The organism is Flavobacterium sp. RSSA_27 (assembly GCF_051547125.1).
GTDB lineage: Bacteria > Bacteroidota > Bacteroidia > Flavobacteriales > Flavobacteriaceae > Flavobacterium.
Genome location: NZ_JBPTTN010000001.1, coordinates 116,233 through 137,032 on the forward strand (window position 1 = coordinate 116,233; position 20,800 = coordinate 137,032).

The 20,800-nt window shown below is 35.3% G+C and carries 17 protein-coding genes; 3 read left to right on the forward strand and 14 right to left on the reverse strand.

What is annotated here, in order from left to right:
• Positions 1-2: 2 nt before the first annotated feature.
• From ACSVH5_RS00495 to ACSVH5_RS00550, 12 genes are all read right to left on the reverse strand, one after another.
• Positions 3-1,280, reverse strand: a complete 1,278-nt coding sequence (locus tag ACSVH5_RS00495) for a beta-ketoacyl-[acyl-carrier-protein] synthase family protein (protein WP_438059507.1) — start codon at positions 1,278-1,280, stop codon at positions 3-5.
• 28 nt (positions 1,281-1,308) lie between these two features.
• Positions 1,309-1,737, reverse strand: coding sequence for a 3-hydroxyacyl-ACP dehydratase FabZ family protein (locus ACSVH5_RS00500; RefSeq protein ID WP_438059508.1), 429 nt, complete (start codon positions 1,735-1,737; stop codon positions 1,309-1,311).
• Positions 1,738-1,740: 3 nt separating this feature from the next.
• Complete coding sequence (locus ACSVH5_RS00505; RefSeq protein WP_438059509.1) at positions 1,741-2,793, reverse strand: type III polyketide synthase; 1,053 nt, start codon at positions 2,791-2,793, stop codon at positions 1,741-1,743.
• A complete protein-coding gene (locus ACSVH5_RS00510; RefSeq protein ID WP_438059510.1) occupies positions 2,790-3,509 on the reverse strand; it encodes a methyltransferase domain-containing protein in 720 nt (239 codons plus the stop codon). The genes ACSVH5_RS00505 and ACSVH5_RS00510 overlap by 4 nt, the downstream gene beginning before the upstream one ends.
• Positions 3,510-4,622 carry an NAD(P)/FAD-dependent oxidoreductase gene (locus ACSVH5_RS00515; RefSeq protein ID WP_438059511.1) on the reverse strand — a complete coding sequence of 371 codons (1,113 nt, stop codon included), beginning with the start codon at positions 4,620-4,622 and terminating at the stop codon, positions 3,510-3,512.
• A gap of 120 nt (positions 4,623-4,742) precedes the next feature.
• Positions 4,743-6,650 (reverse strand): acetate--CoA ligase, encoded by a 1,908-nt coding sequence (acs, locus tag ACSVH5_RS00520; protein ID WP_438059512.1) that lies wholly within the window; start codon positions 6,648-6,650, stop codon positions 4,743-4,745.
• A 552-nt stretch (positions 6,651-7,202) separates the two neighbouring features.
• Complete coding sequence (ilvC, locus tag ACSVH5_RS00525) at positions 7,203-8,672, reverse strand: ketol-acid reductoisomerase (RefSeq protein ID WP_438059513.1); 1,470 nt, start codon at positions 8,670-8,672, stop codon at positions 7,203-7,205.
• A gap of 96 nt (positions 8,673-8,768) precedes the next feature.
• Positions 8,769-9,287 carry an acetolactate synthase small subunit gene (ilvN, locus tag ACSVH5_RS00530; protein ID WP_438059514.1) on the reverse strand — a complete coding sequence of 173 codons (519 nt, stop codon included), beginning with the start codon at positions 9,285-9,287 and terminating at the stop codon, positions 8,769-8,771.
• A 5-nt stretch (positions 9,288-9,292) separates the two neighbouring features.
• Complete coding sequence (ilvB, locus tag ACSVH5_RS00535; protein WP_438059515.1) at positions 9,293-10,987, reverse strand: biosynthetic-type acetolactate synthase large subunit; 1,695 nt, start codon at positions 10,985-10,987, stop codon at positions 9,293-9,295.
• A 49-nt stretch (positions 10,988-11,036) separates the two neighbouring features.
• Entirely contained in the window at positions 11,037-12,710 is a 1,674-nt protein-coding gene (gene ilvD / locus ACSVH5_RS00540; protein WP_438059516.1) for a dihydroxy-acid dehydratase, read from the reverse strand.
• A gap of 253 nt (positions 12,711-12,963) precedes the next feature.
• Positions 12,964-14,079 (reverse strand): 3-isopropylmalate dehydrogenase, encoded by a 1,116-nt coding sequence (gene leuB / locus ACSVH5_RS00545; protein WP_438059517.1) that lies wholly within the window; start codon positions 14,077-14,079, stop codon positions 12,964-12,966.
• A gap of 25 nt (positions 14,080-14,104) precedes the next feature.
• Positions 14,105-15,280: a 2-isopropylmalate synthase gene (locus ACSVH5_RS00550; RefSeq protein ID WP_438059518.1), complete on the reverse strand. Its 1,176-nt coding sequence runs from the start codon at positions 15,278-15,280 to the stop codon at positions 14,105-14,107.
• A 153-nt stretch (positions 15,281-15,433) separates the two neighbouring features.
• On the opposite strand from ACSVH5_RS00550, the gene ACSVH5_RS00555 reads away from it, so the two are divergent.
• Positions 15,434-16,978, forward strand: coding sequence for a hypothetical protein (locus ACSVH5_RS00555; protein ID WP_438059519.1), 1,545 nt, complete (start codon positions 15,434-15,436; stop codon positions 16,976-16,978).
• 33 nt (positions 16,979-17,011) lie between these two features.
• On the opposite strand, the gene ACSVH5_RS00560 is transcribed toward ACSVH5_RS00555, so the two are convergent.
• A complete protein-coding gene (locus ACSVH5_RS00560) occupies positions 17,012-17,233 on the reverse strand; it encodes a hypothetical protein (RefSeq protein ID WP_438059520.1) in 222 nt (73 codons plus the stop codon).
• A gap of 31 nt (positions 17,234-17,264) precedes the next feature.
• Complete coding sequence (locus tag ACSVH5_RS00565; RefSeq protein ID WP_438059521.1) at positions 17,265-19,241, reverse strand: alpha-ketoacid dehydrogenase subunit alpha/beta; 1,977 nt, start codon at positions 19,239-19,241, stop codon at positions 17,265-17,267.
• 172 nt (positions 19,242-19,413) lie between these two features.
• Here ACSVH5_RS00565 and ACSVH5_RS00570 point away from each other — a divergent pair, with 172 nt between their 5' ends.
• Complete coding sequence (locus ACSVH5_RS00570; protein WP_438059522.1) at positions 19,414-20,367, forward strand: isopenicillin N synthase family dioxygenase; 954 nt, start codon at positions 19,414-19,416, stop codon at positions 20,365-20,367.
• An 86-nt stretch (positions 20,368-20,453) separates the two neighbouring features.
• Complete coding sequence (locus ACSVH5_RS00575; protein WP_438059523.1) at positions 20,454-20,783, forward strand: translation initiation factor; 330 nt, start codon at positions 20,454-20,456, stop codon at positions 20,781-20,783.
• Positions 20,784-20,800: the final 17 nt, after the last annotated feature.

A 20,800-nucleotide genomic window follows, 5' to 3' on the forward strand; every position in this document is an offset into this window, starting at 1 on the left:
TTTTAAGTTACACTCCATTTTTTAAAAACTATGCAGGCATTTACATCTCCAAATCCAAAACTTGCCTTAGCAATATACTGCATTTTTTTAGCAAGTGCAAGTTGTGGAATTCGACTTGCGCTTATCCATTCTAAAACTTCGGGATTCAAATCCTCGCAATTCAAGTTGGGAAAAATAAAATCATGATGCAGTTGCAAAACGGTAGCCACACACTCGATGCTTCCCGCAGCCGACAAACAGTGTCCCACCATAGATTTCAAGGAATTGATATACGGAAAATTATCACCTTTTCGGTTTAGTGCTTGGCACCAATTCTCTATTTCAAAAGCATCTTTGGCGGTAGCTGTTAAATGTCCGTTAATAGCATCCAAATCAGTTGCTGCAATTTCAGCGTTCGCAAGCGCATCTGTTATGCATCTTTTTACGGCAATTCCATTAGGTGCTGTCATGGTGCCTTGACCTCTTTGTCCACCAGAATTGCAGTTGCCACCCAAAATCTCGCCATAAATAAAGGCTCCACGTTCCAATGCCGTATCCAAGTCTTCAATCACCAAAGCCCCTGCTCCACTACTCGGAACAAAACCCGAAGCCGTTGCTGAAAGTGGTCTAGAGCCTCGCTCGGGTTGGCCGTTGTGTTTAAAAGTACAGACTTTCATAGCATCAAATCCACCCCAAATATAAGGTCCCGAATCACTAGTACTTCCTACAAGCATTCTTTTAGCCAAGCCTGATTGAATGCGTTCGTAGCCCATCAAAACACTCTCGGCGCCTGTGGTACAAGCCGAAGAATTGGTCGTCACTTGATTGCCTAAACCCAATTTTCCGCCCAGATAAGCGCTAACACCACTGTTCATGGTTTGTGCGACTGCTGTACTTCCCAAGCGACGGGTTTGCAAGTCGTCTATTTTATAGATACTCTCTCTAAATTTTTCTATGCCAGAAGTCCCGGCTCCAAAGATTGTACCGCTGTCCCAATCTGGAATATCACTGGTTTCAATGGTTAACCCGGCATTTTTCCATGCTTCCATTCCTGCGATAACGCCATATAAAATTCCAGTTGCCTTAAAATTACGGAGCTCTAAAGACGTGAAATAGTCGAGTACTAGTTCGTCAGGTATCGTTGGTTTACCAGAAATCTGACATGAAAAGTCAAGACGTTCTAACTCAGGATCGTGTTGTATTCCTGAAATCCCATTTTGGATGGCTTGGGTAAAAGCAGGAACTCCTACTCCATTGGGAGCAACCACACCTAATCCGGTAATTACTACTCTTTTTTTCATTGCAGTTTTAGTATAAAAACTTGAATAATTATTTAATCATGCCCGCAATATATCCTTTACAAACGATTTCCTTATTTTGATTTTCCATCCATACTTTGCATTTTAATTTCCCAAACCGAAAATACATTTTCTCAGATAAAACGGTAACAGTATCATTTGGATAAACAGGTTGTATAAAATCAATTTCACTTGATGTTAAAGCAATTACACTATCTTTTGTAAAGTTATTATTTAGAATAAAAATACCCAAACAAACGACACCAATTTGAGCCATAGTTTCGGTCAAAATCACACCAGGCGTTACCGGATGATTTATAAAATGTCCTCTGTAAAAGGATAAAGTCTCATCATAACGATAAGTGCCCACTACGCCATTTTCATCAATTTTTTCAATGGTATCAACAAACAAAAAAGGTTCCGAGAATGGTAATTTAGCTAGTATATCTTCTGTTTTCATGGTTTAAAATTGTAATAAAACGCGTTGGGCCGAAAAACCTGGGCCAAAACTCAACATCAGTCCTTTGGTTCCTTTGGCAGGTTTTGTATTCATAATAGCTTCCAAAACATAGAGTACGGTGGCACTAGACATGTTTCCGTAGTGACGTAAAACAGCTTTGGTTTCTTCAATGTCTTTGCCTAAACCTTCAAAAAGGGTTTCGACAGTTTGAATAATCTTTTTCCCACCAGGATGAAAAATCAAATAATCCATATCCGAAATCGACAATTGGTGTTGAGCTAAGAATGGATGAATAATCGATGGAAAGTGACTCGCTATCGTCTCAGGAACAGCGCTATCTAGTACCATTTGCAAGCCCGAATTGGTCAGTTCAAACCCCATCATATGAATGGCGTCATAAAAATGATACATTTCCTCACCAATGATTTCTGGACCTTCATCTAAATCATTGGAAGAAAGCAATACGCAAGCGGCTCCGTCTCCAAAAATCGCAGCGCTTACAATATTAGCCATCGAATATTCATCGAGTTGAAAAGTAGCAGTAGGACTTTCGACTGCAATAACTGCGGCTCTTTTCCCAGGATTGGCCTTCAGAAAGTTTTTGGCATAAATAATACCTGATATTCCGGCGGCACAACCCATTTCGGTAACAGGCAAGCGTACCACATCTTTTCGCAATTGCAAACTATTGATTAAATAAGCGTCAAGTGATGGAATCATAATCCCTGTACAACTTACCGTAATAAGAAAGTCAATGTCTGTAGCCTGCCATTGGGCTTGCTGCAGGGTTTTATGGAGTACTTTTTCTCCTAAAGCAATGACTTCACGCATATAAATGGCATTGCGTTCCGCAAAAGAAGTTTTGGTAAAAACTTCGACTGGATCCATGATAGAATACCGTTTGTCGACAGCCGCTCCTTCGAATATTTTTTTTACTTTTCGGATAAAACGATCGTCTTGACCTTCGAGCCAAGCATCCACAAAGGGAATAATTTCTTCGGTAGCCTTTGAATAGTTAGGCAGTTGTTTGGCTACGGTACAAATTTTTACACTCATAATTTTGAAATTATCCATTGGTATCTAAAGGCCCATCTCCAACTTATAGACCACTTATTAAAATTCATTTGATTTGAATAACAAATCAATTCTTCTCTGGTAAAACCTCTTAAAATAGAGATCAATCCATCTTCGCGTGACATCGTATTCAGACGAAAAACAAAACATAAAAGCTGAAATAACCGATATGCCAAGCCACTTCGATGCAAATCATTAATGACTATTCCCAATCGTGAATTTCTATAAAACAACGGCAACAAATATTCTATTTCTTCATTTTTGAAATGGTGCAAAGTCAGTGTACACAAAAACAAATCTGCTTTTACTTCTTGAAACGCTGCATCAAATATATCCTCACAACGAAAGGAAATGTTTTTGTAATCAGTAGAAAGCAGCTGTGCATGATTGACAGTAAACCTATTAGCGTCAATCCCAATTAATTCAAATAGTAAACCTGCTTGTTCAGCATATTGAGCTAAGGTACGCAATAGGTCACCATTTCCGCATCCTACATCTACAATTGTAATGGTTTCATTAGGAGAAACATTTCGAAGTAATTGTTTTACTCCATCGAGCGTGACGTTGTTACCACCTAAAAGCTGATTAATGGAAGCTATTTTATCCAAAGCCTCTCTAAGTTCTTCTCCTTCAAGAGAAAAATCATCCATTAATTCTTTGGAATTGGATCTGTATTTTGTGGAGATTCTAAAATTCATTTATGAAATGGGTGTACCATGAGTACGTTTGATGATTTGTTTGATAATAAAAGGAAAAATAACCGCTACTTGGAGAACGAGTATTGTTAGTATCGGTTGTTCTAAAATAGCACTCAAACTTCTTCCCATGTGCAATCTCGTTTTGAAAGTAGCATTCCAATTTTCAGTATAGATCTGTTCTAAAGTTACTCTATTGTATTTACCCTGAAGGAAATCAATACTGGCTTCTGCTGCTATTTTGGCACTATGAATGGCCATGGCAATCCCGTTGCCACACAAAGGATGAATAAGTCCAGCTGTGTCGCCTATCATCAATAGATGAGCTGAAACAGGCTCTTTTTTTTCAAAAGAAATTTGACTGATGGTTAACGGCTTTTCGAAAACAGGAACCGATGTTTCTAAAATGTGCTTCAGTTTTTTATTCTTGAAGAGTATCGCTTTAGCAAAATCATCTAGATTCTTATACCGCTTAAAATACTTATAATTAGCGATATAACATATATTTATAAGGTCATTCTCTACTTTTGAAACACCACAATAACCGCCTTTAAAATGATATAAGCCCACCACATCATCAGGAAAATTGCCTTGATAATGATTTTTGACCGCTAACCAAGGAGATGTTTTTTGAATAAAAGATCTGTTCAGGTAATGATCTAAATTGGCTCTTTTGCCATAGGCTCCTAAAACAATTTTGGCTTTATATTGTACCTCATCTTGTGTTGTCACGATGAACTGATTCTCCTCAAAAACACAAGTTGCTACGTTATTTTTAATGATAGTACATCCACTTGCTATCGCTTTTTGATATACTAAATAATCTAAGGTATAGCGACTGATGCCAAAACCACCTAATGGCAATTTCTGATGCAAACTTGCACCGAATAAAGTCGCAAATTCCAATTGAGTAATCGAAGTTGGATATGCGTTTTGAATAGGAATTCCTAAAGATTCTAGATAAGGTTTGACTTCATTAGAAATGTATTCACCACAGACTCTATGTTTAGGATAGTCATTTTTTTCGATAATAATTACAGTAAACCCTTTTTGAGATAAGTGAATTCCGGCAGTCAATCCTGCTAAACCTCCCCCAATGATTACAATTTCTGTCATTACCATAAAGGTAAATTTAATGAAATGTTTTGGAATGCAATAGCTTGTAAACTTTTATATATTAAAAAACTGCTTTATGTTTTAAATAAAGCAGTTAGCATTAATTATTTACTGTAGTAATTACAATCTATTGTTAATGATTTCATCCAAAATTTCAGGATTTACCAAAGTTGCGGTATCTCCAAAATTTGTGGTATCACCTTCTGCAATCTTCCGTAAAATACGGCGCATAATTTTTCCAGAACGTGTTTTTGGTAAGCCTGTTACAAACTGAATTTTGTCTAATATCCCAATTAATCCAATATGATCGGTTATGATTTGGTTGATTTCTTTAATCACATTTTCTCTATCTCTTGATTCCCCTGATTCTTTTAGAATTACGAAACCGTATAAGGCATTCCCTTTGATATTGTGTGAGAATCCCACAATAGCTGATTCGGCAACTGCTGGATGCTCGTTGATGGCATCTTCAATTGGTGCTGTACTTAAATTATGACCCGAAACTAGCACCATATCATCTACATGTCCGGTTATTCTGTAATAGCCTACTTCATCACGTAAAGCACCATCACCCGTAAAGAATTTGCCAGGGAAAGTTGAAAAATACGTTTCAATATAACGTTGATGATCTCCCCAAATCGATCTAGCAATGCCCGGCCATGGAAATTTGATACACAAATTCCCAACCACTTGATTGCCTTCAATTTCAATGCCTTTTTCATCCATTAAAACCGGTTGAACTCCAGGTAAAGGCAAAGTAGCATAAGTAGGTTTTGTTGGTGTCACAAAAGAAATAGGAGCAATCATGATTCCACCAGTTTCTGTTTGCCACCAAGTATCCACAATTGGACAACGTTTGTTGCCTACATGGTCGTTATACCAATGCCAAGCTTCTTCATTAATAGGTTCGCCAACAGATCCGATTACTTTTAAAGATTTTAAATGGAAACGTTGAACAAACTCCAAATTTTCTTTGGCTAGAGAACGTATAGCGGTTGGAGCGGTATAGAATTGAGTGATTTTATGTTTTTCGATAATTTCCCAAAAACGACTAAAATCTGGATAAGTAGGTATTCCTTCAAAAATAACCGTAGTACCACCATTTAACAATGGACCGTAAAGTGAATACGAATGCCCGGTAATCCAACCAATATCAGCTGTACACCAAAAAATATCATTTTCTTCGTGATTAAAAACATTTTTGAATGTATAGGAAGTGTACACCATATAACCAGCAGTTGTATGTACCATCCCCTTTGGTTTTCCTGTAGAACCCGAAGTATAAAGAATAAATAAAGGGTCTTCAGCATCCATTATTTCTGCATTGTTGATCTCTGATGCTTGATCTAAAAGAGGTTGCAACCATCGATCTCTACCTGGTTTCATTGTGATTGTTGTCTCTGTACGTTTAGCAACCAAAACAGATTTCACCGAATGGCAAGTTTCTAATGCTTCATCAATAATTCCTTTCAAATCAATTATTTTATCGCCTTGATAAGCACCATCAGAAGTGATGACCATTTTGCAATCACTATCATTGATTCGGGATGCTACTGCTGATGATGAAAATCCTGCAAAAACAACAGAGTGAATTGCCCCAATTCTGGCACAGGCTAAAACCGAAATGGCTAATTCTGGAATCATTGGCAGGTAAATACAAACTCGATCTCCTTTTTTGATTCCTTCTTCTTTCAAGACATTTGCCAATTTACAAACTCTTTGATGTAATTCGTTATAGGTAATTCGTTGTGCAGCTTCTTCAGGATTGTTTGGTTCAAAAATGATAGCGTTTTTTTCGCCTCGTTTGGCTAAATGTCGATCAATACAGTTTTTGGTGATATTCAATTTTGCTTCGGTAAACCATTTTACTTCAGCGGTAACCATATTAAATTCAACTACTTTATCCCAAGATTGAAACCAAGTGAAATTTTCTTCAGCAATTTTTCCCCAAAATTTTCTTGGCTCACGAACCGATTTGTTATAATGTTTAAAATACTGTTCTAAATTTTCGATTTTAAAATAACTCATTTCTTAATTTTTTCTAGATATATAGTGCTGTTTGACTCTTTATATAGAAAAAAAACTTACTTCCAACTTACAATAAGTGCTAAAGCTCTTGTTTTTTTATGGAATAATTAGGTCTATTTGCACCGTCAAATGCACTATTTTAGTTTAGCAAAACCAAATATACTAAATCAAAATTAGCTGAATCCCTTTGAGTAACAATAATTCCAAATTTTAAGTTTTTATTAAAATAAAAAGGCAAACTTATATGAGTTTGCCCTTTATAAATAAATCACACAATTTAGTTAGGTAGTAACTTTTAACCAAAAAAACAGAAATTTTCTGTTATTGAGATACCACACCGTCATATTATTTTTGGTGGAGTTAGTGGATCTATTGCATTAGATTTAATTTTGGATTACCTTCACTTAACTCCTTCCATGAAGTTAAGTGAATCTGAGCGTATCAAATCGTATAGCCCAACTTAATAATTTAATAACTAATTCAAAATAAAACCATTAGAGTAGCGATAAGATAGTTATTCAGCACACGCTCCCTGTGTGGTAATTCCAATCCTTAACCTATTTTTTTCATAGCAGTCATCGATTCACGCAACCAAGCTCCTACTTCTTCAATTGGATGTTGACGAATGCTATTATTAACTGCAATTAATACTGCATTATCTACTTCATTCGAAATTGAAAATGGTTTACCAATTACATTTGTATCAATCGCTTTCATGAAATCAACTAACAAAGGTTTACAAGCGTGATCAAACAAATAACAACCATACTCAGCCGTATCCGAAATAATTCGGTTCATTTCATATAATTTTTTTCTAGCAACGGTATTTGCAATCAAAGGCAATTCATGTAAGGACTCATAATAAGCTGATTCTTCGATAATTCCAGATTCTGTCATGGTTTCGAAAGCCAACTCTACACCTGCTTTTACCATTGCAATCATCAAAACACCATTGTCAAAATACTCTTGTTCAGATATAGGAGCCTCTGTAGGTGCAGTTTTTTCAAAATTAGTTTCGGCTGTAGCGGCTCTCCATGATAATAAATTGATGTCATCATTTGCCCAATCAATCATCATGTTTTTAGAGAATTCACCAGAAATAATATCATCCATATGCTTTTGAAACAATGGACGCATGATATCTTTTAGTTCATCAGCCAATTCGTAAGCTTCAATTTTAGAAGGATTGTTCAAACGATCCATCATGTTGGTGATTCCACCATGTTTTAAAGCTTCAGTAATGGTCTCCCAACCGTATTGAATCAATTTTGAAGCATAACTTGGTTCAATTCCTTTTTCAACCATTTTGTCAAAACACAAAATAGAACCTGTTTGTAGCATTCCACACAAAATGGTTTGCTCTCCCATCAAATCTGATTTTACTTCTGCAACGAAAGAAGATTTCAATACACCAGCTCTGTGTCCACCTGTAGCCACTGCATATGCTTTGGCTTGCTCCAACCCTTTTCCATTTGGATCGTTTTCAGGGTGCACTGCAATTAATGTAGGAACTCCAAAACCTCTTTTGTATTCTTCACGTACCTCTGATCCTGGGCATTTTGGAGCACACATAATTACAGTAATATCTTTACGAATTTGCATTCCTTCTTCAACAATGTTAAACCCATGAGAATAGGCTAAAGTAGCCCCTTCTTTCATCAAAGGCATGATCGCACTTACTACAGCAGTATGTTGTTTATCAGGTGTTAAATTACAAACTAAATCTGCACTTGGAATCAATTCTTCATAAGTTCCCACTTTAAAACCATTATCAACAGCATTCATAAAAGAAGCCCTTTTTTGAGCAATTGCTTCTGAACGCAAAGCGTAAGAAATATCTAAACCTGAATCTCTCATGTTTAGACCTTGATTTAAACCTTGAGCTCCACAACCTACAATGACTATTTTTTTACCTGCCAAAGCTGTTATTCCATTTGAAAATTCTGATTGATTCATGAATTCGCAAACGCCTAATTGTTCTAATTGTAATCTAAGTGGTAATGAATTGAAATAATTTGCCATTTTTTTAATATTTAATGAATGTAAAATTTTATAATTAATAGTTTTATTTGGTTTTGTTTTGAAATTCTAGTTATGGTAATTTCGAAAGCTATTGCTTTATAAATTCTCTAATATTGCCGAAATTTCCATTTTCGTTTTTGAAACTGAAATACGTCCTGATCGCACAAATTGCATGATTCCGAAAGGCTTTAACTTTGCATACAACTCCTCTATTTCAGAGCGCTTTCCTGATTTTGAAATCACAAAAAAGTCTCTCGAAACGGTTACTATTTGTGAATTACTTTCTTTAATTATATTTTGAATTTGACGCTCATCAAAAAGCAGACTGGATTCGATTTTAAAAATGGCACTTTCCAAGAAAATGGTTTCTTCGTCGATGTGATAATAAGCCTTAATAACTTCAATCTGTTTTTCAATCTGACCTACGATATTTTGTACCCATTTTTCGGTTGTATTTACTACAATTACAAATCGAGAAACATTTTCTATCTCTGATTCGGATACATTTAAACTCAAAATATTTATATGTCGTTTCAGAAATATGCCTGAAATCCTATTCAATAAGCCTACGTTGTTTTCTGAATATACAGAAATCGTGAATGTTTTATTTTCCATAACTTTTAACTTAATCTGATATCAGCAACTGAGGCTCCTGTTGGAATCATTGGAAATACATTGTTTTCTTTTTCTACCATTACTTCTAAGAAATAGGCTTCTTTTGAAGCTAACATTTCAGCAACAGCAGCATCTAAATCCTCCCTTTTGGTGACCTTTTTGGCTTTGATATAATAGCCTTCGGCAATTGCAATAAAATTGGGGTTAATCATCTCGGTAGACGCATAGCGTTTGTCAAAAAACAACTGCTGCCATTGTCTTACCATTCCTAAAAATTCATTGTTTAACACCACAATTTTTACTGGAACCCTAGTTTGAAAAATAGTTCCTAATTCTTGAATTGTCATTTGAAATCCACCATCACCTATGATTGCTACTACTTCGCGATCTGGTTGTCCCATTTTGGCACCGATAGCTGCAGGCAAAGCAAATCCCATAGTTCCCAATCCTCCAGAGGTAATGTTACTTTTTGATTGATTGAATTTAGAATAGCGACAAGTAAACATTTGGTGTTGCCCAACATCTGAAACCATAATAGCATCACCATTGGAATGTTTGTTTATCATTTCGATAGTTTCTCCCATCGAGATTCCTTCTCCCTTTGGATTTAATTCGTCATTGATAACACTTTCCAGTTCAATTTTATATTTTTCCTTGAATTCGTTATGCCAAGCTTCGTGTGATTTAGCTTCTACCAAAGGTAAAAGAGCTGCCAATGATTCTTTTACATCACCCAAAACAGCCACATCCGTTTTTACATTTTTATCTACTTCTGCAGGGTCTATTTCAAAGTGAATTACTTTGGCTTGTTTGGCGTAAGTGGCTAAATTACCTGTTACACGATCATCGAAACGCATACCAATGGCAATCAATACATCGCATTCATTGGTTAAAATATTTGGTCCATAATTACCGTGCATTCCCAACATACCGACGTTTAATGGATGATCTGATGGTAAAGCAGAAAGACCTAAGATTGTCCAAGCTGCTGGTATTCCTGCTTTTTCAATTACCGCTTTTAATAATTCCTCGGCTTGCCCCAAAATCACACCCTGACCAAAAACGATATAAGGTTTTTTCGCAGCATTAATCAATGCAGCTGCTTCAGTAACTTTTTGGTGATCCAAAACAGGCTTTGGGAAGTAACTGCGAACTCCTTTGCATTTAGTATAACTAAAATCAAGTTCGTCAAACTGAGCATTTTTAGTAATATCCACTAAAACAGGCCCTGGACGTCCTGAACGAGCAATATAAAAAGCTTTTGCGATGATTTCAGGAATTTCTGAAGCTTCTGTAACTTGATAATTCCATTTGGTTACAGGAGTTGAAATTCCTATAATATCTGTTTCTTGGAAAGCATCAGAACCCAATAAATGTTTCCCAACCTGTCCTGTAATACAAACCATTGGAGTTGAATCGATTTGCGCATCGGCAATTCCAGTGACTAAATTAGTTGCTCCAGGTCCTGAAGTAGCGATGGCTACTCCAACTTTTCCTGTAGCTCTAGCATATCCTTGTGCAGCATGCGTTGCTCCTTGTTCGTGTCGCACTAAAACATGATGCAACTGATCTTGAAATTTATATAATTCATCGTATACAGGCATTATGGCTCCGCCTGGATATCCATAAACGATGTCTACACCTTCTTCTAATAGGCATCTTATGATTGCTTCAGCGCCTGTGATTTTATTTGTTACCATTGGTATTCTTATTTTGAAATGAAATTGCTTTCATTTTTATGTCATCTAGTTATTTATCGGTTACGCATCCTGTTGAAGCACTAGAGACCGATCTAGCGTATTTAAGTAACACCCCTTTTGTAACTTTTAGTGGTGGTTGTACCCAATTGGCTTTACGTCTTGCAAACTCTTCATCAGAAATTTTAAGATTAATCGTATTCTTGACGGCGTCAATACTAATTACGTCTCCTTCTTCGATTAGAGCAATTCCACCACCTTCATAAGCTTCTGGAGTGATGTGACCTACTACAAAACCATGAGAACCTCCTGAGAATCTACCATCAGTAATTAAAGCTACCGAATTCCCTAAGCCAGCTCCCATTATGGCAGAAGTTGGTTTCAACATTTCAGGCATACCAGGCCCTCCTTTTGGACCACAGTATCTAATTACTACTACGTTACCTGGTTTTACTTTTCCAGCTTCTATACCGGGAATAACCTCGAATTCACTTTCAAAAACTACGGCTGTGCCTTCAAAATATTCACCTTCTTTACCACTTATTTTGGCAACACAACCTTCTTCAGCAAGATTTCCGTATAAAATTTGAATATTTCCTGTAGGTTTTAATGCCTTTTGTATTTCGTGAATAACGTCCTGACCATCATTTAAATCTGGAATATTGGCCAAATTTTCAGCTACTGTTTTACCAGTTACTGTCATACAATCTCCGTGAATCAAACCGTTTTTCAATAAATATTTCAATACTGCTGGAACTCCTCCTGCATAATGAAGATTCTCCATCATGTATTTACCACTTGGTTTCAAATCACCTAGCATGGGTGTTCTGTCACTAATATTTTGAAAATCTTTTAAAGTGATTTCAATATCAACAGCATGTGCCATCGCAATTAAATGCATAACGGCATTGGTAGAACCTCCAAGAACGGCTACAATCGTAATTGCATTTTCAAACGCTTTTCGAGTCATAATATCTCTTGGTTTGATGTCTTTTTCGAGCAACAATCGGATGTATTTACCAGCATCCAAACATTCATTTCTTTTTTGTTCACTTAATGCTGGATTAGATGAACTGTATGGTAAACTCATTCCCAAAGCTTCAATTGCTGAAGCCATAGTATTGGCAGTATACATTCCTCCACAAGCACCTGGACCAGGACAAGAATTTTGAATTACCCCTTTGAAATCTTCTTCAGAAATTGTTTTTTGCAATTTTTTACCCAAAGCTTCAAAAGCAGAAACAATATTAAGTTTCTCACCTTTCCATTCTCCTGAATGAATTGATCCACCATAAACCATAATGGCGGGTCTATTTACTCTTCCCATCGCGATTAAAGCTCCTGGCATATTTTTATCACATCCCGGTATGGCAATCATAGAATCATACCATTGCGCTCCCATAACAGTTTCAATAGAATCAGCAATCACATCTCTTGAAACCAATGAATAACGCATTCCGTCAGTACCGTTAGAGATTCCGTCACTAACCCCAATCGTATTAAAAATCAAGCCAACTAAATCGGCATCCCAAACGCCTTGTTTGACTTGTTTTGCCAAATCGTTTAAGTGCATGTTACAAGTATTTCCCTCGTATCCCATGCTTACAATTCCTACTTGTGCCTTTTTTAAATCTTCTTCAGTTAATCCAATTCCGTACAACATTGCTTGTGCTGCTGGTTGTGTTTCATCTTGCGTAATTGTTTTACTGTATTTATTTAATTCCATTTTATGTATATCTATTTTTTTAAAAATTTGTGTAAAAAAAAACCTTCCAAGAATCTGGAAGGTTTTTCTATATATGTTGATTACATATTATTATACCATTCCTCTTGCCTGCGTAATAATTACGATGACATTAATAATAGAGGTAATAGTATTGTTAAGTTTTTGCATTGTTTTTTGTAGTAAAGTTCAAAGCTACTAAAAGTTTGGACAAAAAAACAATGAATCCTCTATTTTTAATGTTTTGTCTAAAAAACTACACTATAGTTGATCGACCAATTTGTACAAAATCTTTTTTGAAGTACAAATCTTCTGCATCCATAATGTGATTAGCAATAAAATCCCCGACTTCATTTGTTCCAAATCGAGAATCTACCTTTAAATCTACCGTGACGACTTGATTGCTTATGGCAGTTTCAACTGCAGCAATTACTTTGTTGGCTTCCTCAAATAAATTAAAATGCTCTAATAACATAGCTACAGATAAAATCGAAGCGATTGGATTGGCAATATTTTTATCTTTGGCTTCAGAATAACAACCGTGAATTGGTTCGAATAAGGCATGTTCGTCACCTATAGAAGCCGATGCCATTAAGCCAATTGATCCTGAGATAACACTTGCTTCATCCGAAAGAATATCACCAAACAAATTATCGGTTAACAACACATCAAACTGTCTTGGATTCAAAATGATTTGCATGGCTGCATTGTCTACATACAAGAAATTTAATTCTACTTCAGGATAATCTGTTGCAATTTCTGTTACTACTCTTCTCCAAAGACGTGAAGTTTCTAAAACATTGGCTTTGTCTACTAATGTGACTTTTTTGCGTCTAGCTTGAGCAGCTTTGAAAGCCAAATGCGTGATTTTGGCAATTTCGGATTCATTGTATTCACACAAATCTGAAGCATACGTTTCAGTTTCATTGGTTGTTTTTTTACCAAAATACATACCTCCATTGAGTTCTCTATAGACTACAAAATCAGTTCCATCCAAAACTTCTTTTTTTATGGGGGAAGCACTCATTAAATGAGGATATGCTTTTATTGGGCGAATATTAGCATACAACCCCAATTCTTTTCTGAGTTTTAAGAGGCCTTGTTCTGGTCGAATTTTTGCGGTTGGATTGTTGTCATACATTGGATCACCTATGGCTCCAAACAAAATGCAATCTGTGTTTTTACATAAGTTTAAGGTTTGATCAGGAAGTGGTTTTCCTGTTTTTTCTATGGCAATGGCTCCTATATAAGCATCCTCAAAAACAAAATCGTGATTGAACATCACTCCAATAGCAGTCAAAGCTTTTTTAGCTTGTAGGGTCACCTCGGGACCGATTCCATCTCCTGAAAGTATTGCTATTTTTAAATTCATAATTTTTGGTATTAATAGTATTGGTTTAGTTTCGGGCCAACTCGCTTTCTATTTTGCAAGCAGCAATAATTTGATGAATGTCAGTATCAACCACTTCTTTTTTGATGTCAGCAAACTTTAAAAATTCTAAGTAAACAAAATCCAATTGTACTTTGGTCAGTTCATATCCTACTTTTTTTGCTCTGTAAGCCAAAGCTGCACGACCACTTCTTGCTGTCAAAATAATGGATGATTCGTTGACGCCAACATCTAAAGGATCCATAATTTCATAAGTTGCTCTGTTTTTAATCACTCCATCTTGGTGAATTCCTGAACTATGAGCAAAAGCATTGGCACCCACTATTGCTTTATTGGGTTGTACAATCATTCCCATACTTTCAGAAACCAATCGACTCATTTCATTCAGTTGTCGAGTATTGATATTGGTATCTAAGTTTAAATAAGGGTGTTGTTTGAAAATCATTACCACTTCTTCAAGTGCTGTATTTCCAGCGCGTTCTCCTATACCGTTGATAGTACATTCTATTTGTCGAGCTCCGTTTATAGCTCCAGAAATCGAATTGGCAGTTGCCATTCCTAAATCGTTATGACAATGACAAGAAAGAATTACATTTTCAATACCTTTTACATTTTCTTTCAAGTATTTTATTTTGGCACCGTATTCCTCTGGCAAACAATAACCTGTAGTATCAGGAATATTCAAAACAGTGGCACCCGATTTTATTGCTTCTTCACAGACTCGGGCTAAAAAATCATTGTCGGTACGACCAGCATCTTCTGCGTAAAACTCTACATCTTCCACATATGATTTTGCGTAAGCAACGGCCGCTTTGGCCCTTTCGATAACATCTTCTCTTGTGGTATTCAATTTGTGTATTACGTGCGAATCTGATGTGCCAATTCCTGTATGGATTCTAGGCTTTTTGGCATTTTTCAAAGCATTGGCGGCAACATCTATATCGTTTTTTACAGCTCTGGTTAATCCACAAACCGTTGCATTTTTTACAATTTTGCTAATTTCAGAAACAGATAAAAAATCACCTGGACTAGAAACCGGAAACCCAGCTTCTATGATATCAACCCCCATTTCGTCTAAACGATTTGCAATCACTAGCTTTTGTTTGGTATCTAGCTTGCATCCAGGAACTTGCTCTCCATCTCTCAGTGTGGTGTCAAAAATTTGAACTTTCTCTCTATTCATTTTGATTTATTTAATGTAATTTCACATCTCTTAACAAAAATAGATTTCATCACACAAGCACAAAAACAAATATATTCAAATATACTCTTTATAAAACTAATTAATTGTATGTAATGTATTGTTTTTCAATTATTTAAGACACATTTATTTACAATGGCTAACCATCAAAAAGATTTTTTATTTGTATTAATTAAGTCTCTCTCCAAATCTGAAAAACGTCAATTTAAGATTTTTGCCAGTCGATTAGAAACTAGCACAAATACTAAATTTATTGAACTCTTTAATATTTTGGATAAATCAGAAGTCTATGATGAAAAAATGATTTTGAAAAACGGATTGATTAAGAAAGTACAATTATCGAATTTAAAATCGTATTTATACAAACAAATATTAGTTAGCATTCGTTTAAATATTCCAAGTCAAAACATTCGCTATCAATTGCGGGAACAAATTGATTTTGCTACCATTTTATACAACAAAGGTTTATATAAACAGAGTTTGAAAATCTTGGATAAAACTAAGGCTTTGGCACTAGAAAATGACGAAAAGAATATGGCCTTTGAAATTGTTGAGTTTGAAAAGTTAATCGAGTCACAATACATCACGCGTAGTATTCAAGGCCGAGCAGACGAATTAGTAGTCCAAGCCAAAGAACTAAATTACCGTAATACTATTTCTAGTAAACTTTCGAATCTTTCCCTACAATTGTATGGTATTATGCTTAAGTCAGGTTATGTAAAAAGCGATGATGAATACCGTTATATAGATGATTATTTTACTAGGCACATTTCGAAAATTGATCAAAAAAAATTTGGTTTTAGAGAGAAATATTGGTTTTACAATGCTAATCTATGGAGAAGTTTCTTAGTTCAAGATTTTCTTGGGAGTTACAAATATGCCTTTAAATGGGTGACTCTTTTTTATGACAATCCGAGTATGATTCACCTTAACCCGGTATTTTTCTTAAAAGGAAATCATTATTTATTAGAATCTTTGTATATGCTTAAATACAAGTCTAAGTTTAAAAAATACTTGACTTTGCTAGAGGAAACTACAAAAGATGATAAATTTCCTTCCAATGATAATTTATCTTGTTTGACATTTCTTTATGTCTATAATAACAAACTTAATTATCATATTTTAGAAGGTACATTTATAGAAAGTGAATATTTAATTCCCGAAATTTTAAGCAAACTAAAAATCCATAATGATCATTTAGATGAGCACCATGAAATGTTATTTTATTACAAAATAGCCTCTATTTATTTTGGAAATGAAAAATATGCAGAATGCATTCATTATCTTGAGAAAATCATCAACAACAAAAACTTATCGATGCGTGAGGATTTAATGTGTTTTTCAAGGCTTTTATGTTTAATTGCTCATTATGAATCTGGTAAAGATTTTCATATGGAAAACCAAATCAAAAACACGTATAAGTTTTTAATCAAAATGAATGAATTACACGAAGTACAGAAAGAAATCATTCGTTTTATGAAAAACTTGAACAATATTTTTCCAAGCGATATCAAAAAAGAGTTTGTAAAAATGAAGGAACGCTTTGAGATTTTAGAGCAAAACACCTATGAAAAAAGAGCCTTCCTTTATCTAGATATTATCTCTTGGCTAGAAAGCAAAATCGAAAACCGAAAAATTAGCGATATTATAAAAGAAAAAGCTAAATTAAATAATAGATAATAAAAAAGGAGATTTTTAAAATCTCCTTTTTTATTATCGTTCTTTTCTACCTCTAAGAATGTCCTCAAACGTGCAGCATTTTACTATTTCTTGTTCTCCTTCTATCATCATTGGCAAATAAATCCATTCCACCTCTGAAAGATCTTCTTTTAGGTAAAAAGCCATATCCTCCAAATTGAAAAACCACTCAGTATCGAACTGCACTTTATGAATTGTAGCATCTTGAATTAGAAGTTTCTCTTTTAGTGGTTTCATTGAGTATTTATTTTTGGGTTACAAAAATAAATTAATAAGCCATTAAATCCAGCAATTCTTTTTCGAATCTGCCTTTGGGTAAATATTGATCTTCAAGTGCTTTTGTAAAAGGGATTGGCGAATCCAAACTAGCCACGCGTTTTACTGGCGCATCCAAATACTCAAAACAATTTTCCATAATCAATGCTGACAAATCACTGGCAATTCCACCAAAAAGACTGTCTTCTTGCACAATAATGGCCTTTCCTGTTTTCTTTACAGAAGCAAAAATAGTTTCGGTATCCAACGGCTGCAAGGTTCTTAAATCAATCACATCTGCACTAAGCTGTGGATTTTTATCCAAGGTTTCTAATGCCCAATGAACAGTAGCTCCAAAAGCAATAATGGTGATTTGTTCCCCTTCTTTCAAAAGAGCTGCTTTACCTAAAGGAAGCGTGTAATACTCTGTTGGAACCTCTTGATAAACAGAACGGTATAATAATTTATGTTCGAAAAATAAAACCGGATTTGGATCATTAATGGATTCATTCAATAATCCTTTGGCATCATAAGGAAAAGCAGGATACACTACTTTCAAACCTGGTGTTTTGGTAAACCAAGCTTCATTGGTTTGAGAATGAAAAGGTCCCGCTTGAGTTCCTCCACCGCAAGGCATTCGGACCACAACATCGGCTTTTTCTAACCAACGATAATGCGATTTAGCCAAAAGATTCACTATTGGATTAAAACCTGTAGAAACAAAATCTGCAAATTGCATTTCCATGATGGCTTTGTAACCATTAATAGACAATCCCATAGCGGCAGAAACTACGGCGCTTTCGCAAATAGGTGTATTTCGAACGCGTTCTTTCCCAAATTCAGCCACAAAACCATCAGTTATTTTAAATGCACCACCATATTCAGCAATATCCTGACCCATAATAACAGAGTTGTCATAGCGCTGCATAGATTGTCTTAATCCTTGACTAATGGCATCTATAAAACGAATATTTTCAGTAGCTCCTGAAGGTTCAACAATTTCAGCAACGTAGGGTTGATAAACATCATTTAACTCTTCGTCGAAACTAGCTTCAATTTCCGGTTCGGCATTAGCCAAGGCCCAATTGGTATCGATTTCCTGTTTTATTTTTGCTTTAATTTCAGCATCTTCTGCTTCAGTAAGTATGCCATTTTGAAGTAAAAAGTCTTTATAATTTGCAACAGGATCTTTCACTGCCCATAAATCCATCAATTCTTGAGGAACATATTTAGTGCCGCTTGCTTCTTCGTGACCTCGCATTCTAAAAGTTTTAAACTCCAGTAAAATAGGACGTGGACGCTCAATCATTGAAGCTTTTAATTCACTAATCAAAGTAAAAACTTCCAAAATATTATTACCATCCACAATATGGCTTTCCATTCCGTAACCTTTTCCTTTATCGGCTAAATTTTCACAACGGTATTGTTCATTTGTCGGCGTTGAAAGTCCATAACCGTTATTTTCAATGACAAAAAGAACTGGTAAATCCCAAACAGCCGCAATATTTAAAGCTTCGTGAAAGTCGCCTTCACTTGTAGCCCCTTCACCAGTAAAAACGGTTGTAATTTTATTATTCTTTTTTAAAGTATTGGCCAAAGCAATTCCATCTGCCACTCCTAATTGCGGACCCAAATGCGAAATCATTCCAATGATTTTATATTCTTGGGTACCGAAGTGAAAACTACGATCTCTTCCCTTAGTAAAACCATTTGCTTTACCTTGCCATTGCGAAAACAATCGATGCAAAGGAATGTCTCTTCCAGTAAAAACACCTAAGTTTCTATGCATTGGCAAAATATACTCATCTTGGTCTAAAGCAGCGGTTATTCCTACAGCAATAGCTTCTTGACCAATACCAGAAAACCACTTAGACACTTTACCTTGTCTAATAAGAATAAGCATTTTCTCCTCGATTAATCTAGGAAGTACTATTTTTTTATAAATACTAATTAATTGTTCGTTAGTAAGTTCTTTTCTATCAAAAGTCATGGGTTTCGATTTTTTATGAATGCTTCAAAGATATAAAAATATAACAGTTTGACTTATTTTTGTTATATTTTTTGATTTTGAATTGATTTTAAAAAAAGAAGGAATTGAAAATATTCTTTACATTTGTAACTAGAAGTTTAAAAAACTTCTAAATTATCAAAATTCAAATAATATGCAAAACATTCCTAGTGTTGACTTGCGTGATTTCCTTTCGGATGACCCGAAACGTAAACAAAAATTTGTAAATGAAATCGGAACCGCTTACGAAGAAATAGGCTTCGTAGCATTAAAAGGTCATTTTTTGAATGACGAATTAGTAGAGAACTTGTATGCTGAAGTTCGTAACTTTTTTACACTTCCTCTCGAAGTAAAAGAAAAATATGAAATTCCAGGTATTGGCGGACAAAGAGGCTATATTTCTTTTGGAAAAGAACATGCCAAAGGACGCTCAGCTGGAGATTTGAAAGAGTTTTGGCATTTTGGCCAATATATAAGCGAAGATTCAAAATACGCTGACGAATATCCCGCCAATGTTGAAGTAGCTGAGTTACCAAGTTTTAATACTGTAGGTAAAGAGGCTTATCAAATGCTCGAAAAAACTGGAGTTTACGTATTAAGAGCATTAGCCTTATTTATTGGTTTGGACGAATTCTATTTTGACCAATACGTAAAAGATGGTAATAGTATTTTGAGACCTATCCACTATCCACCCATTACAGATGAACCAAAAGACGGCGCCGTTCGTGCAGCAGCTCATGGTGACATTAATTTGATTACGCTATTAATGGGAGCTCAAGGAAAAGGGTTGCAAGTTCAAAATCACGATGGAGAATGGATTGATGCTATGGCACAACCCGATGAATTAATGATTAATGTAGGCGATATGTTATCACGTCATACCAATAATCGTTTGAAATCAACAATTCATCAAGTAGTGAATCCACCAAGAGAGTTATGGGGAACCTCTCGTTATTCTATCCCATTTTTTATGCACCCTGTCAGCGATATGAAGCTGAATTGCTTGGAAAATTGTATCGATGAACAACACCCAAAATTATTTGATGATATCACTGCAGGCGATTATTTGTATGAACGTTTGGTAGATTTGGGTTTAATCAAAAAATAAAAGTATAAACATACTATCAGTAATTCCAAATTCCTAAGCTTACCAACTTGGAATTTGGAATTTGATTTTTTCAAAAGTTCAATTTTATGGATTTACTAGACCAATTAAAACATCTTTTTCCAGATCATCAACCCCTTCCTGACGAACCCGTTGAGGAAGTAGCGCACGAATTGTATGTGCAAAAAGAACCGATGATTTGCAAATACGAAAAACGAAAAGGCAAAGCCACCACCATTATAGAAGGCTATGAAGGAACTGATGAGGATTTCAAAATTTTAGCCAAAGAAATCAAAACAAAATTGAGTGTGGGTGGAACTTTCAAAGAAGGAGCAATAATCATTCAAGGTGATTATCGCGATAAAATTATGGCTCTTTTAAAAGATAAAGGCTTCAAAACAAAAAGAGTTGGAGGGTAAATAGTAAGTGTTCAGTA